Here is a 13,555-nt window from a genome sequence, read left to right as displayed (position 1 = left end):
AAGGAATTTGTAAAAGGTTGCGACAGTCGTTTCCGCTTACCGCAACAGGCGTGCAGATACCAGACGCCCTTCCAAGCCACGCCCACCTGACGGGAGAAGCATCGCTGTAGTGTCGTGAACACCGTTTGGCCGGCGGCCCGCGGCAGTCGGACAGCTTGCGCCGGGGTGGCGGAAACTAGATGTCGCGGGCCAGGGGTTCGGCGAGACCGGTGTAAGTGTCCGGGGTCAATTCCAGCAGGCGCTGCTTCGCCTCGGCGGGAAGCTCCAGCGTGCCGATAAAGGTGCGCATGGATTCGCGGCTGATGCCGTGCCCGCGGGTGAGGGTTTTCAAATGCTCGTAGGGTTGGGGCAGGCCGTAGCGGCGCATGACGGTCTGCACCGCTTCGGCCAGCACTTCCCAGCTGGCGTCGAGGTCGGCGGCAATGCGCTCGGTGTGCACGGTGAGTTTGCCCAGGCCCTTCTGCAGCGAGGCCAGCGCGACCAGGGTGTGGCCGAAGGCGACGCCGAGCGCGCGCAGCACGGTGGAATCGGTGAGGTCGCGCTGCCAGCGGCTGATCGGCAGCTTCTCCGCGAAGTGGCCGAGCAGGGCGTTCGCCACGCCGAAGTTGCCCTCGGCGTTCTCGAAGTCGATCGGGTTGACCTTGTGCGGCATGGTCGAGGAGCCGACTTCGCCTGCCCTCACGGTCTGGCCGAAGTAGCCCAGCGAGATGTAACCCCAGACGTCGCGCGCCAGGTCGACCAGGATGGTGTTGCCGCGGCGCACGGCATCGCAGTATTCGGCGATGCCGTCGTGTGGGTCGATCTGCGTGGTGTAGGCGTTGTAGTCGAGGCCCAGGCCGGCAGTGAACTGCTGCGCGAACGCCGGCCAGTCCAGCTCGGGGTAGGCGACGGCGTGGGCGTTGAAGTTGCCGACGGCGCCGTTGATCTTGCCCTGTATGGCGACGGCGGCAAGTTGCGTGCGCTGGCGCTCCAGACGCGCGACGACGTTGGCCAGCTCCTTGCCCAGTGTGGTCGGCGAGGCGGTCTGGCCGTGCGTGCGCGCGAGCATGGCGACGCTGGCGTTGGCGTGCGCCAGCTCGCGCAGGCGGGCGATGACGGCGTCGAGTTGCGGCAACAGGACATGGCTGCGTCCGTCGCGCAACATCAAGGCATAGGACAGATTGTTGATGTCTTCGCTGGTGCAGGCGAAGTGCACGAATTCGCGCGCCGGCGCGAGCTTGGGATCAAGCGCCATGCGCTCCTTGATGAAGTACTCGACCGCCTTGACGTCGTGGTTGGTGGTGGCCTCGATGGCTTTGACCCGCTCGCCGTCGGCGAGGCTGAAATCGGCAGCCAGGGCATGCAGCGCCTCGACCTGGGCCGGCGCGAAGGGCGGGAGCTCGGCGATGCCGGGCGCCTGGGCCAGGGCCAGCAGCCACTCCACTTCCACGTGCACGCGCCGGCGCATCAAGCCGTATTCGCTGAAAATCGGGCGCAGCGGATCGGCCTTGCTGGCGTAGCGGCCATCCAGCGGCGACAACGCGGTAAGGGCAGTGAGTGACATCGCAGCGTACCGTTGGCGGGAAAGCGTGCATTCTAACGGTTGCGCCGGGCCGATCAGCGCGACACAGCCCGGCCAGGCCTTTGCAAGTGCGGCCATCCAGCTTATCGTTGGCGGGTTTGCTTATCCGGTTTCACGAACGAAGGGCTATACATGAACGCATTTCGCATTGAACACGACAGCATGGGCGAGCTGCAGGTCCCTGCCGACGCGTTGTACGGCGCACAGACCCAGCGTGCCATCGACAATTTCCCGGTCTCCGGGCTGCACCTGCCGCGCCAGTTCATCCGCGCCCTCGGGCTGATCAAGGTGGCTGCAGCCGACGTCAACCTGGCCATGGGACATCTCAAGAAGAACCAGGCGGCAGCGATCCGCAAGGCGGCGCTGGCGGTGGCAGACGGTGCGTATGACGCGCAGTTCCCGATCGACATCTTCCAGACCGGCTCGGGCACCAGCACCAACATGAATGCGAATGAGGTCATCGCGCACCTGGCAACGGCAACCGGGACCAAGGTGCATCCCAACGATCACGTCAACTACGGCCAGAGCTCGAACGATGTCATCCCGACCGCGATCCACGTCAGCGCCACGCTGACCACCACCGAGCATTTGCTGCCCGCGCTGAAGCATTTGCGCAAGGCGATCGACAAGCGCGCGCGCCAATTGCGCAACACGCCGAAGACTGGCCGCACCCACCTCATGGATGCAATGCCGATCACGTTCGGCCAGGAATTGTCGGGCTGGGCGGCTCAGGTCGGCACGGCGATCGAGCGCATCGAGGATGCGCTGAAACGCATGCGCCGGTTGCCGCAGGGCGGTACCGCGGTCGGCACCGGCATCAACGCCGACCCGAAGTTTGGTCCGGCCATGGCGGCGCAGCTGAAGAAGCTCACCGGGGTCAAGTTCGAGTCGGCGGAGAATTATTTCGAGGGCATGGCCGCGCAGGACGCGGCGGTGGAAATGTCCGGCCAGTTGAAGACGCTGGCCGTGGGCCTGATGAAGATCGCCAATGACCTGCGCTGGATGAATTCGGGGCCCTTGGCCGGCCTGGGCGAGATTGCCTTGCCGGCGCTGCAGCCGGGCTCCTCGATCATGCCGGGCAAGGTCAATCCAGTGATCCCCGAGGCCGTGGTGATGGTCGCGGCGCAAGTGATCGGCAACGATGCGGCAATCACGGTGGCCGGACAGTCCGGCAATTTCCAACTCAACGTGATGTTGCCGCTGATTGCCTACGACTTGTTGCAGTCGATCGAGATCCTGGCCAACGTCAGCGTGCTGCTGGCTGACAGGGCGATTGCCGGCTTCACGGTCAACAAGGATCGCGTCAACCAGGCACTGGCCTTGAACCCGATCCTGGTCACCGCACTCAATCCCGTGATCGGCTACGAGAAGGGTGCGGCCACGGCCAAGCGGGCCTACAAGGAACACCGCCCGATCATGGACGTGGCGCTGGAGACCACGGGATTGTCCAAGGCGGAGTTGAAACAGTTGCTGGATCCGCTGACCCTGACCCGCGGCGGTATCGGCAGCTGAGCGTCCCCGCTCCCCGTCATTCGAATGGACTCGGGACGCGTCCATTCGTGGGAGCCGCACTCGTCGTTCCGGCGCTGCCGGGATGATCGATCAAGAGCGTTTCGTGCGCCTGTCGGCGCGCGAAACCAGAGCCCCCGCGGGCCGGCGGGCGGTCGGTTATGAGTGTGAGTCGTCACGTGCGCCATTGCGGCAATTGGTGATGTCGTTTTCGGTCATGGTGGCGTACGGCGCGAATGCCGGCAGGGCGGCGGCGAGTTTTTGCTGTGCGGCGAGCAGGCCCGGCAGGCGCTCGCACAAAGCCAAAGCGGATTGCTTGATGCCGGCGGTCTGCGCTTCCACATGTTGCTGGATCTGCGCTTCGGATTGTCCGGAGAAGGCACCCTTGAGCGCTTCGGCCGCAGCGTGCATACCCAGCGCCGCCCCTTCCTTGCCGATCGCCATGCCTTGCGTGGCAATGTCTTCCACGCGGGCACGGTAATCGAGGAGCAGGGCGCGTTGGTCGGCGGTAATCGTTACCGCCTTGCCTTCAATCAGCAAATCACCCTGCGGGGTGATTTGCGCCCGTGCCAGGCCGCTCGCGCCTTTGTGGCCGGAGATGCTGATGTTGCGCGTGCGCATTTCGGCGCCGGCGTGGTCCATGGCGCGATCGACGACGTTGTCGATCGCGCTTGCCGATGCCGAACTGCCCGCTGCTGAGGGTTGGTCGGCCGGGGTCCGATCCGCGTTGCATGCGGTGAGCGCCAGCGTGGCAGCCAACATTCCAGCCATGATCAGGGACTGCTGCATGACAATCTCCTTTGGGTGGGTTCAGGCCTCGTCGCGCCAGCGACGAAACCAGGTGGCACCGGCGAGCAGGGCGGTGCCGACCACGACACCGATCCACAGCGCCGGGGAGGCCAGCAGTTGGTATGTGTTGCCGAGATTCATGAGGCCCAGGCCGAAGTCCTGCGGGTCGTTGCCGACGTGATGGGCCAGTCCTTCGCTACTCAGGCCGAACACGCTGCCGGTGCCGGGGAACACGCTGAGCAGGCTGCGCTGCACGACGTGCTGCCAGAACCATAGGGGCGACTGGTTGAACAAGCCCATCAGGCCGAACCAGGTGACCAACAGTCCAGTGGCGACTGGCAGCGCCACAGCCCACAGGAAGGGCTTGCTGCGGGCCCAGGCTGAGCAGAGCATGAGCCAGCCGACTGCCGGCAGCGCCCACAGCACGTACAGCGGGACGTAGCCGATCAGGTTCGCCAATACCCGGAACGGATGGGCATAACCCAGCAGTTGCCAGACATTCAAGCCATGGAACGACAAGGTGATGGCGACCATGGCCAGTTGCAGCATGCCGGCGACAATGCCGACGATGACGGTGATGACCGGCGCCACCACGGTCGCGCTGATGACCTTGGACAACACGGTGCCAGTATCCGAGATCGGCAGTGATTTCCAGAACAGGATGCTGCGGTCACGTCGGTCGTCGTACAGCGCGCCAAGGCAGTAGAAGAACACCACGAAGCCGAGTACCACGACCAGCAGGCCCATCGCCGAATACATGGCAATGTCGAGCGCAAAACCCACCTTGCTCATGTCGCCTGCATCCATTTGCGCGATGACATGCTGAAGGCCACCATTGGCACCGATCTGGATGCCGTGGCTGGCGCCCAGCACTTCGATGGTGATGATGCCCATCAGGTTCAGCAGCAGGAAGATGCCACCGGTAATGACCGGAGCCCAGAAGAAGCCGCCACGATGCTCCCAGAGTTCACGTTTGAGCAGCCAATACAGCTTGGTCCCGAACGTCACGTTCATGCGTAGGTTCCTTTCATGGTGGCGACGAACAGGTCGCTGATGGATGGCCGGCGGGTCTCGCCCAAGGCCTCCAGTTGCGCCCTGGGTACGCCGTCGTAGAGGAAAATGCTCTTGCCGAAGACCTGGTGCTCGTCCAGCGGCTTGAGTTGCCTCGCCGCTGCGGCCTGGTCGGCGTTCACCAGCACTTCGATGAAGCGTTCGCCGATCGAGTCCATGTCCGCGTCGAGCACGATGCGGCCGTCACGGATGAACATGAGGTCGGTGAGGATGTGCTCGACTTCCTCCACCTGGTGGGTGGTGACGACGATGGTCTTGTTCTCGTCGAAATAATCTTCGAGCAGGTTCTGGTAGAACTGCTTGCGATAGAGGATGTCCAGGCCAAGCGTCGGCTCGTCGAGGATCAGCACCTTGGCGTCAATCGCCATCACCAGGGCCAGGTGCAACTGCACGATCATGCCCTTGGACATCTGCCGTACCCGCTGCCCGGGCTGAAGCTTGGTGCGCGCCAGGAACGTGTCGCACTTGGCTCGGTCGAAGCGCGGATGCACATGGGCGACGAAGTCCACCACCTCACGGACCTTGATCCAGCGCGGCAATACGGCAACATCGGCGATGAAGCAGACATCACCCATCAACTTGTCGCGTTGCTGGCGCGGATCAAACCCCAGGACGTCCAGCTTCCCGGTGAAATCGGTCAGGCCGAGGATCGCCTTGAGTGCCGTGGTCTTGCCGGCGCCGTTCGGCCCGATCAGGCCGACGATGCGCCCGGGCTCGATGCGGAAGCTGACGTCATCCAGCGCCGCGGTCTGCTTGTAGTGCTTGCTCAGGCCGGTGGCCGTGATTACCGCGCTCATGCTTGCTCCTTGGTATCGTTGCCGGTGTCGGTGGTGGGTTCGCGCAGCAGGGTCTGCAAATCCAGTCCCAGCCGTTGCAGGCGGGCGTGCAACTTGGGCCAATCCTCGCGGAGGAAGCGTTCCCGCTCGGATTTCAGCAAGGTGGCGCGGGCGCCCTCGATGACGAACATGCCCAAGCCGCGCCGTTTCTCGACCAGTTGCTGCTCGACCAGCTCCTGGTAAGCCTTGGACACCGTGATCGGGTTGACTTGGTAGTCTGCCGCCACCTGGCGTACCGATGGCAGCGGGTCACCTTCGGCCAGGACGCCGTCCAGGATCATGGCCACCACGCGTTGCTGCAGCTGGCGGTAGATCGGCGTGTTGTCGTTCCAGGCGATGGCCATGCTTATTCCTTGCTGATACGACCGATTGAGGGCACACGGGAATAATGTGACATGGAGAGTGCCGAACCGACCAGTTGGAATGCCGAGCCGGCCTGGCTATCTTCGGCAGGGGCTGCCGCGGCAAGGGTTGCGGACGAATCGGCGCCGGATTGCTCCGACAGTTCGCGCAGTTGGTCGGTGCTCGGATACACGTGGACTGGGGCGAAGTTGGTAATGTGCGCCAGTTGAGCCGATACCGTATTGACCGGCCGGACGCGGACGTTGTAGTTGACCGCGTTGAGGCTGGCCATGGTGAGCAGGGTGGCGGCGGCAATGGCGACGAGCTTGTGGGTTTTCATTGTTGGGCCTCTTGGTGAGTTTGTGAACCGGTGTTGTAGTGAACTATAACACTAGGTTTAGAGGTGTCAACAAGAACTTTGCTTGACAGTACGCCAAGCGTCATCTCGTTCATGAGGAGTTCAGCTTGACGACACATGGCCGGCACGAGCTTGGGTGGCAAGCTTCCGGGCGAGGCTTCCGGACCCTCGGCACGGCATGACCCGCACCCTTGTCGCCGCGTACCGGCGAGGGCCTCCAGGCACTCTCGACGCTTGCGCCTCACCAGGGATGCGCTAGGCTGATACGGATATCCGTTTAGGCGTCCGTGGCTGAGTGATGAAAATCCAAACCAAGTTGCCGAAGGTCGGCACCACGATCTTCAGCGTGATGAGCCGGCTCGCGCAGGAACACCACGCAGTGAATCTCGGCCAAGGCTTTCCGGACTTCGAGCCGCCGCAGCCGCTGCGCGCCGCCCTGAGCCGCGCCATGGACAGCGGCTGCAACCAGTACGCGCCGATGCACGGCATCCGGGGCCTGCGCGAGCAGATCGCGCAGAAGACCCTGGCGCTGTATGGCCGCAAGCTCGACGTGGAAACCGACATCACGATCACCTCGGGAGCCACCGAAGCGATTTTCGCGGCGATTGCCGCCATCGTCCGGACCGGCGAGGAAGTGATCGTATTCGACCCGGCATACGACTGCTATGAGCCGGCCATCGAGCTGCAGGGCGCGCGGGCAGTGCACATCCCATTGGATGCACCGAGCTTTGCGGTCGACTGGCAGCGCGTGCGCGAGGCGATCACGCCAAGGACGCGCATGATCATGATCAACAGCCCGCACAACCCCTCTGGGGCGATCCTGTCGGCCGCCGACCTCGAGGAGCTGGCGGCCGTGGTGCGTGACACCGACATCGTGGTGCTCTCGGATGAAGTCTACGAGCACATCGTCTACGCCCCGGCCAGGCACGAGAGCGTGCTGCGTCACGCCGCTCTGGCAGAGCGCAGCATTGTCGTTTCCTCGTTCGGCAAGACCTATCACTGCACCGGCTGGAAGGTTGGCTATGCCGTGGCACCGGCGCCGCTCGCTGCCGAGTTCCGCAAGGTGCACCAATACCTCACCTTCTGCACGTTTCACCCGGCGCAGGTGGCGTTCGCGGAGTTCATGGCGGCGCATCCGGAACATCACCTGGAGCTGCCGGCTTTTTATCAGGCGAAGCGCGATCGCTTCCGCGCCTTGCTGAAGCCGTCCAAGTTCAAGCTGCTGGATGTCCCAGCCGGTTATTTCCAACTGGTCGATTATTCGGCAATCAGTGAGGACGATGACCTCGCCTTTAGCCGTTGGCTGGTCCGCGAGGCTGGCGTCGCGGCCATTCCGACCAGCGTGTTTTACCAAGATGCACCGCCGACACACCTGCTGCGCCTATGTTTTGCCAAGGCCGATGCGACCATGGACGCCGCCGCCGAACGGTTGTGCCGGCTGTGAGCGCGGCAGCCATGCAAGCCTTGCGCGTGGCCCTGGTGCAGGGCGATACGCGTTGGCATGACGCGCCGGCAAATCGCGCCTACTACGGCGCCTTGGTGCGGCGACTGCCCGGCAATGACCTGATCGTGCTGCCGGAAACCTTGCTGTCCGGCTTCAGCAACGACATTGCCGCCAGCGCCGAGCCAATGGACGGTGGGGGTGTGGCCTGGTTGCGTGGGTTGGCCAGTGAGATGGGCGCGGTCATCTGTGGCAGCCTGGCGATCCGCGAAGGCGGCACGGTGTACAACCGGCTGTTGTGGATGCGGCCCGATGGCAGCTTTGCCCAATACGACAAGCGCCATTTGTTCCGCATGTCGGGCGAACATACGCGCTATGGCTCGGGCGAGCAGCGCTTGATCGTCGAGCTGAAGGGCTGGCGCATCCTGCCGCAGGTCTGCTACGACCTGCGCTTTCCAGTCTGGCTGCGCAACCGCCGCCTGGCCTCGGCAACCGGCGGCATGGATTACGACCTGGCGGTGTTCGTGGCCAATTGGCCATCGCCACGACGCAGCGCCTGGCGCACCTTGCTGCGGGCGCGGGCAATGGAAAACCTGAGCTGTGTGGTGGGGGTCAACCGGGTCGGGGTGGACGGCAACGACTTGCGCTACGTCGGCGACAGCGCTGTGCTGGATGCGCTTGGCGATCCTTTGATCGAGTGTGGTGCCCAGGAACAAGTCGTGGCGGTCACGCTTGATCCGGCTGCGCTGCTGGCGCACCGCGAGCGCTTCCCGGCATGGATGGACGCCGACGCGTTCAAGCTGGGGGGCTGAACCAAGGCGATCGCCGCAGTGTCTTGGCCGCTCGGCAGGACACAGCGGTCTGCACTCAAAGTATGGCGAGCACCGCTTCCGGTGGCCGGCCGATGACGGCCCGACTGCCGACCACCACGATCGGTCGCTCAATCAGTTTCGGATGTGTGGCCATGGCGGCGATGATCGCCTCGTCGTCGAGTTCCGGATCGGCCAGCCCCAACGCTTCGTACTCCGGCTCCCCACGGCGCAGCAGTTGCCGCGCACCCATGTGCAAAAGCCCGAGCAGCTCGGTGAGTTCGGCAGGAGTGGGTGGGGTTTCCAGGTAGTTGATCACCTGGAAGGGTTTGCCCCGCTGCTGCAGCAACGCCAGCGTGGCGCGCGACTTGGAGCAGCGGCTGTTGTGGTAGATGCGGATCATGGTGGACTCCGGTGTCGGCGGCGGGTGAACCGGTCAGCGGTTGCCAGAACGGTTGCCATGGCCGGGCCGCCTGCCGCCCGGCGGGCGCGGGTTGCGGTCCGGGCTGCGAATGTCCTGTCCGGAATCCGAACCTGGGCGACGGGCTCTGGCGTTGCCGGCAGGAGCGCGGCCTGGCGCGTGCTCATTCCATGGGCTGGTGCCGGGGCTGCCGTAGGGTGCGGTGGGGCCACCTTGGTGCCGGCCACTGGGACCGCCAGCGGCGCGCTTGCCACCACGGCCGCGTCCCTTGGCAGGGCCGCCGCCTGGGCTGCCGTGCGGCTTGCCGGCCCGACTGCCGCCATCGCGGGTTTCGCCGGCAAACCAGGTGCGCACCGAAGGCAGTTCCTGTCCCGGCGCGACCCGCCGCCCGCGCCCGGAAGGCTGGGTGAGCCCCGGCCGGGCGACGTTGCCGTTGACTTCCACGCCCGGGCGCCGGGTACTGCGCTTGCGCGTCCGGGCAGGTTCCTCCCGGATACGATCGTAGGCGCGCAGCTCGCGGCCCTCGTCCTGGTTGCTGGTCCAGGCCGTGCCGCTGCCGCTTTCGGGCCGGTACTCGGTGACGCTGCGATTGGCGCGGCGCTGATGCAACACGGGGCTCAGCGTGAGTACTGGCTGTGGGTTGCCAATGCCGCTGGTTTCGCGCAGTTGCTTGATGGTTTGGGCATCCATCTGCACCCATTCGTCACGCCGCAGGTTGCGCGGCAGTTCGATCTGGCCGTAGCGGATGCGCTTGAGGCGGCTGACCAGGAAGCCTTGTGAATCCCAAAGGCGCCGCACCTCCCGGTTACGACCTTCGCGAATGACTACCCGGAACCAGCTATGGCTGCCACTGCGGCTCATCACGGTGACGTCGTCGAAGCGCGCCTGCCCGTCCTCCAGTTCGACGCCCGCCTTCAGGTGCTCCAGGACTTCGTCCGGCACCTCGCCGTGCACGCGACACAGATACTCGCGCTCCAGTCCATTGCGCGGATGCATGAGTGCATTGGCCAGCTCGCCGTCGGTGGTCAACAGCAATAAGCCGGTGGTGTTGATATCCAGGCGGCCTACGGCGACCCAGCGCGCACCCTGCAGGTGCGGCAGGCGTTCGAAGACAGTGGGCCGGCCTTCCGGATCGTCGCGGGTGGTCAGCACGCCTTCCGGCTTGTGGTAGATCAGCACCTCGGTGTCGTCACGGTTGTCGGTGGCCACCACGAAAGGCTTGCCATCGATGATGATGCGGTCGCCGGCGTGCACGCTGGCGCCGATTTCAGCCGGGCTGCCGTTGAGCTGCACTTCGCCGGACTGGATACGTTGCTCCAGCATGCGGCGCGAGCCGAGGCCCGCGTTGGCCAGCACCTTGTGCAGGCGCTCTTCGAGTTCAGGCGCGCTGCCTTGGGGCGTGGCGCGCTTGAGGGACAAAATGGATCGTTGCGGCGCAGTCATGCGCGGTACTCCTTAGGGGATCTTGCTTGGCACTACGGGAAGAGGCGGTACGGCGCAGGGCGCCGCGGTGTCTGCCTTGCCGGCCTGTGGGGTCGGCGAGGCGTCGGTACCATTGGCATCGGCGGGCGGGACACGGGCTGCCTCGTCGCTGGATCCCCGCGCGGCCAGGTCGGCCGTGATGGTCGTAGCGGCCGTGGCGGCCGTGACTTGCAGGGTCATCAGCACATCCTCGCCATCAAGGCCTTCGACGGTCGCCGGGGTGGCCGCAGCCGGGTTGTCCAGGCGAAGTTGCGGGTCTTCCATGTCGCGGATGGTGGAAAGTGGCGGCAGCTGGTCCAGCGACTTCAGGTTGAAGTAGTCGAGGAAGGCGCGAGTGGTGCCGTACAGGGCGGGTTTGCCGGGCATGTCGCGATACCCGACCACCCGTATCCACTCGCGCTCTTCCATGGTCTTGATCATGCTTGTGGATACCATCACGCCGCGGATCTGCTCGATCTCCGGACGCGTGATGGGTTGGCGGTAGGCAATCAGGGCCAGGGTTTCCAGCATGGCCCGCGAGTAGCTGCTGGGCCGCTCGGTCCACATGCGCTTGATCCATGGGTGGATGTCTTTACGCACCTGGTAGCGGTAGCCCGACGCCACCTCGGCCAGTTCCACGCCACGTCCGGCGCACTCCGCGGTGAGCGCTTCCAGCGCCGCGCCGACCTGGCCCGGCCCGACCTCGTCTTCGGCGACGAACAGCTCGCGTAGTTGCTGCACGGTCAGCGGCTGGGCCGAGGCCAGCAGGGCCGCTTCGATGATGGATTTGAGTTGTTCGACGGGCATGATTGGGAATCGGCGCCAATACTTGGGAATGGGATCAGTGCGAGCTTGCGTTGGACGCGTTGGCTGCCTGCGCGGGCTCACCGTCCATGTCCGTTGTTGCCGAGGCGCCGCCGGCCTTGGCGCGCAGGTAGATGGGTGCGCTGGGTTCGTCCTGGATGATTTCCACCAGCATTTCCTTGGCCAGCTCCAGCATGGCCAGGAACGTCACGACGATGCCGGCACGGCCCTCGGCGAGATCGAACAGAGTGTCGAAGGCCTGGAATTCGGTCGTACCCAGCCTGCTCAGCAATTCACCCATGCGCTGGCGCACGCTGAGCCCTTCGCGCTTCACGGCGTGATGTTCGAACAACTGCGCGCGGTTCAAGACCTCTTGCAGCGCGAGCAGGAGCTCGGTCAACTCCAGCGGCGGCGGCAACTTGACCACATTGCGTTCGCCTGGATCGACGTGTACCACCGCCGTGTCCCGCTCCAGTCGTGGCAAGGCGTCAATATCCTCGGCCGCCCGTTTGAAGCGCTCGTATTCCTGCAGGCGGCGTACCAGCTCGGCGCGCGGATCCTCTTCCAGCCCTTCCTCCAGCGGCGGGCGCGGCAACAGCAGTCTGGATTTGATCTCGGCCAGGATGGCCGCCATCAGCAGGTATTCCGCCGCCAGCTCGAAGCGCATGACTTCGTGCATCAATTCGATGTAGCCCATGTACTGGCGGGTGATCTCGGCGATCGGAATGTCCAGGATGTCGAGATTCTGCCGCCGTATCAGGTACAGGAGCAGATCCAGCGGGCCGGCAAACGATTCGAGTATCACCTCCAGCGCATCGGGTGGGATGTACAGGTCCCGCGGCATCTGCAACAACGGCTCGCCGCGCACGATGGCGAGCGGCAGTTCCTGTTGCTGGGGTACCACCGGGAATACGCCCGGGCCCTCAGTGGCGAGGCTTGGCGACTCGGCTGGTTCAGTGCTCATCTGGTAGATGCGTGTCGGTTGGCCGCGATTCGCGGCTGGTAGTACCTTGAGAAGTCCTGGACGCGCCTGACACCGCGCAGGTACGCGACTGGCTATGCAGCGTCGTCTGTTCGGCAGCATGGCGGCAAGGACTCTGCCGCCCAGGCCTGCCACAGCTTGCAAATGGATGAATCACCGGCCAGCACGAAGGCGCCGCGCCATCGATGCGCCCTGTCCTCGCCGTCGTACTCGCCGTTTCGTACTGGTGCCGGCTGCCGTGCGGGATGAATCATCGACGCGGTACGACCCCGACGGAGTTCCCTGGCCCAGCTCGACAGTGCATGGCGTGCCGCGCCGGTAGTGACCAGGGCGCCGCGCATTCGAGCACTGACGAGGACTAGGTTAGCCATTGCGTGGCGACAAGTCCAGCATTGGCCTAAGTGGAAGCCTTCCATGCTTCGAGCTGCAGAGTGTCACAAGCTGACGTGCTGGGCACGACATGTTGTGCGGTTGTCGTCGGTGATCTACGCTCCGCCGGCTTGCCGGCGATGCTGGCGGCGCACGCTGCCGGCCCGGTGGCCTGGCACACGGCTTGCTAACCATCATCGAGGCGGCCACCGGGCCGCCTCGCGGCAGGTGCATTGCGTCATGCGCGAGACGAGGTTTCCAGCGGCTGGATGGGCATTCGGCCCGACGATCGTGGGCCGCGCGTAGCTGGTCGTAGCGCCGTGACGCCACCTCGTGTTGGCCATGCAAGGCGTCAAAAAATGAACGGTATGTTGCAGATGACTGAGACAGATCCACCCGAGGGGGATTCAACCGAACGCTTGCGCGCCGCGCGCATGCAAATTGAAATCACCGTGCTGATGAGTCGTGGCGATGAATCCCATCCCACCGAACTCAGCGATATCTCGGCCACCGGCGCCATGGTGGTAAGGCCGCTCGAATGGGCGGGCGAGCCGGGCCAGCGCTGGGTGCTGGACATGCTGTTTGCCGAGGACCTGCACATCCATTTGGAGGCGGTGGTGGCGCGCGTCACCCGCCATCATATTGGTTTCAGCTACGACCGGATTCCCGAAGACAAGCAGGAACCGCTGTGGAACCTGCTCGGCGGCTACGCCGACATCCTCGAATACTGGGGCGAATAAAGCCGCCGTTGGTTCGTGCTGGTGACCGGATTCCAGGGGCGTCCATCAAGTGCACTGCGCCT

Annotated in this window: 14 protein-coding genes; 4 read left to right on the top strand and 10 right to left on the bottom strand. The window is 64.7% G+C overall.

Features of this window, described 5'->3' with window-relative positions; all coding sequences use genetic code 11:
* Positions 1-175: 175 nt before the first annotated feature.
* The gene (purB, locus tag AC3WJB_RS13935) at positions 176-1,543 is read right to left on the bottom strand and encodes an adenylosuccinate lyase (protein WP_492682532.1); all 1,368 of its coding nucleotides are present in this window, start codon (positions 1,541-1,543) and stop codon (positions 176-178) included.
* A gap of 150 nt (positions 1,544-1,693) precedes the next feature.
* Between purB and AC3WJB_RS13930 the strand changes: the two genes are divergently transcribed.
* Positions 1,694-3,073 (top strand): class II fumarate hydratase, encoded by a 1,380-nt coding sequence (locus AC3WJB_RS13930; RefSeq protein ID WP_492682530.1) that lies wholly within the window; start codon positions 1,694-1,696, stop codon positions 3,071-3,073.
* 156 nt (positions 3,074-3,229) lie between these two features.
* On the opposite strand, the gene AC3WJB_RS13925 is transcribed toward AC3WJB_RS13930, so the two are convergent.
* The 5 genes from AC3WJB_RS13925 to AC3WJB_RS13905 are packed head-to-tail and all read right to left on the bottom strand — an operon-like array spanning position 3,230 to position 6,448.
* Positions 3,230-3,859: a DUF2884 family protein gene (locus tag AC3WJB_RS13925; protein WP_492682528.1), complete on the bottom strand. Its 630-nt coding sequence runs from the start codon at positions 3,857-3,859 to the stop codon at positions 3,230-3,232.
* A gap of 21 nt (positions 3,860-3,880) precedes the next feature.
* Entirely contained in the window at positions 3,881-4,873 is a 993-nt protein-coding gene (locus AC3WJB_RS13920; RefSeq protein ID WP_492682526.1) for a hypothetical protein, read from the bottom strand.
* Complete coding sequence (locus tag AC3WJB_RS13915; protein ID WP_492682524.1) at positions 4,870-5,727, bottom strand: ABC transporter ATP-binding protein; 858 nt, start codon at positions 5,725-5,727, stop codon at positions 4,870-4,872. The genes AC3WJB_RS13920 and AC3WJB_RS13915 overlap by 4 nt, the downstream gene beginning before the upstream one ends.
* Complete coding sequence (locus tag AC3WJB_RS13910) at positions 5,724-6,110, bottom strand: GntR family transcriptional regulator (RefSeq protein WP_492682522.1); 387 nt, start codon at positions 6,108-6,110, stop codon at positions 5,724-5,726. Before AC3WJB_RS13910 ends, AC3WJB_RS13915 begins: the two co-directional genes overlap by 4 nt.
* 2 nt (positions 6,111-6,112) lie before the next feature.
* Positions 6,113-6,448 carry a hypothetical protein gene (locus tag AC3WJB_RS13905; protein WP_492682520.1) on the bottom strand — a complete coding sequence of 112 codons (336 nt, stop codon included), beginning with the start codon at positions 6,446-6,448 and terminating at the stop codon, positions 6,113-6,115.
* A gap of 316 nt (positions 6,449-6,764) precedes the next feature.
* Here AC3WJB_RS13905 and AC3WJB_RS13900 point away from each other — a divergent pair, with 316 nt between their 5' ends.
* Both AC3WJB_RS13900 and AC3WJB_RS13895 read left to right on the top strand, forming a co-directional pair.
* Positions 6,765-7,910: a pyridoxal phosphate-dependent aminotransferase gene (locus AC3WJB_RS13900; protein WP_492682518.1), complete on the top strand. Its 1,146-nt coding sequence runs from the start codon at positions 6,765-6,767 to the stop codon at positions 7,908-7,910.
* Positions 7,911-7,921: 11 nt separating this feature from the next.
* Entirely contained in the window at positions 7,922-8,719 is a 798-nt protein-coding gene (locus AC3WJB_RS13895; protein WP_492682516.1) for an amidohydrolase, read from the top strand.
* Positions 8,720-8,774: 55 nt separating this feature from the next.
* Here the strand turns inward: AC3WJB_RS13895 and arsC are convergent, their stop codons facing one another.
* From arsC to AC3WJB_RS13875, 4 genes are read right to left on the bottom strand one after another with little or no spacing between them, the layout of a single operon-like run.
* Entirely contained in the window at positions 8,775-9,119 is a 345-nt protein-coding gene (gene arsC / locus AC3WJB_RS13890; protein ID WP_492682514.1) for an arsenate reductase (glutaredoxin), read from the bottom strand.
* Positions 9,120-9,152: 33 nt separating this feature from the next.
* Positions 9,153-10,580 carry a pseudouridine synthase gene (locus tag AC3WJB_RS13885; RefSeq protein WP_492682512.1) on the bottom strand — a complete coding sequence of 476 codons (1,428 nt, stop codon included), beginning with the start codon at positions 10,578-10,580 and terminating at the stop codon, positions 9,153-9,155.
* A gap of 12 nt (positions 10,581-10,592) precedes the next feature.
* Complete coding sequence (gene scpB / locus AC3WJB_RS13880) at positions 10,593-11,405, bottom strand: SMC-Scp complex subunit ScpB (RefSeq protein WP_492682510.1); 813 nt, start codon at positions 11,403-11,405, stop codon at positions 10,593-10,595.
* Positions 11,406-11,439: 34 nt separating this feature from the next.
* Positions 11,440-12,366 carry a segregation and condensation protein A gene (locus AC3WJB_RS13875; protein ID WP_492682508.1) on the bottom strand — a complete coding sequence of 309 codons (927 nt, stop codon included), beginning with the start codon at positions 12,364-12,366 and terminating at the stop codon, positions 11,440-11,442.
* A gap of 746 nt (positions 12,367-13,112) precedes the next feature.
* Between AC3WJB_RS13875 and AC3WJB_RS13870 the strand changes: the two genes are divergently transcribed.
* Positions 13,113-13,493, top strand: coding sequence for a PilZ domain-containing protein (locus tag AC3WJB_RS13870; RefSeq protein WP_492682506.1), 381 nt, complete (start codon positions 13,113-13,115; stop codon positions 13,491-13,493).
* The last annotated feature ends 62 nt before the right edge of the window (positions 13,494-13,555 follow it).

Source organism: Rhodanobacter sp. FW510-R10 (assembly GCF_058781105.1).
This window is presented reverse-complemented; position numbering and strand designations above follow the sequence as displayed.

Coding starts and splice junctions, on each gene's coding strand:
- AC3WJB_RS13915 (WP_492682524.1), bottom strand. CDS start 5,727: ATGAGCGCGGTAATCACGGCCACCGGCCTGAGCAAGCACTACAAGCAG.
- AC3WJB_RS13875 (WP_492682508.1), bottom strand. CDS start 12,366: ATGAGCACTGAACCAGCCGAGTCGCCAAGCCTCGCCACTGAGGGCCCG.
- AC3WJB_RS13930 (WP_492682530.1), top strand. CDS start 1,694: ATGAACGCATTTCGCATTGAACACGACAGCATGGGCGAGCTGCAGGTC.
- AC3WJB_RS13905 (WP_492682520.1), bottom strand. CDS start 6,448: ATGAAAACCCACAAGCTCGTCGCCATTGCCGCCGCCACCCTGCTCACC.
- arsC (WP_492682514.1), bottom strand. CDS start 9,119: ATGATCCGCATCTACCACAACAGCCGCTGCTCCAAGTCGCGCGCCACG.
- AC3WJB_RS13925 (WP_492682528.1), bottom strand. CDS start 3,859: ATGCAGCAGTCCCTGATCATGGCTGGAATGTTGGCTGCCACGCTGGCG.
- purB (WP_492682532.1), bottom strand. CDS start 1,543: ATGTCACTCACTGCCCTTACCGCGTTGTCGCCGCTGGATGGCCGCTAC.
- AC3WJB_RS13910 (WP_492682522.1), bottom strand. CDS start 6,110: ATGGCCATCGCCTGGAACGACAACACGCCGATCTACCGCCAGCTGCAG.
- AC3WJB_RS13885 (WP_492682512.1), bottom strand. CDS start 10,580: ATGACTGCGCCGCAACGATCCATTTTGTCCCTCAAGCGCGCCACGCCC.
- AC3WJB_RS13870 (WP_492682506.1), top strand. CDS start 13,113: ATGAACGGTATGTTGCAGATGACTGAGACAGATCCACCCGAGGGGGAT.
- scpB (WP_492682510.1), bottom strand. CDS start 11,405: ATGCCCGTCGAACAACTCAAATCCATCATCGAAGCGGCCCTGCTGGCC.
- AC3WJB_RS13920 (WP_492682526.1), bottom strand. CDS start 4,873: ATGAACGTGACGTTCGGGACCAAGCTGTATTGGCTGCTCAAACGTGAA.
- AC3WJB_RS13895 (WP_492682516.1), top strand. CDS start 7,922: ATGCAAGCCTTGCGCGTGGCCCTGGTGCAGGGCGATACGCGTTGGCAT.
- AC3WJB_RS13900 (WP_492682518.1), top strand. CDS start 6,765: ATGAAAATCCAAACCAAGTTGCCGAAGGTCGGCACCACGATCTTCAGC.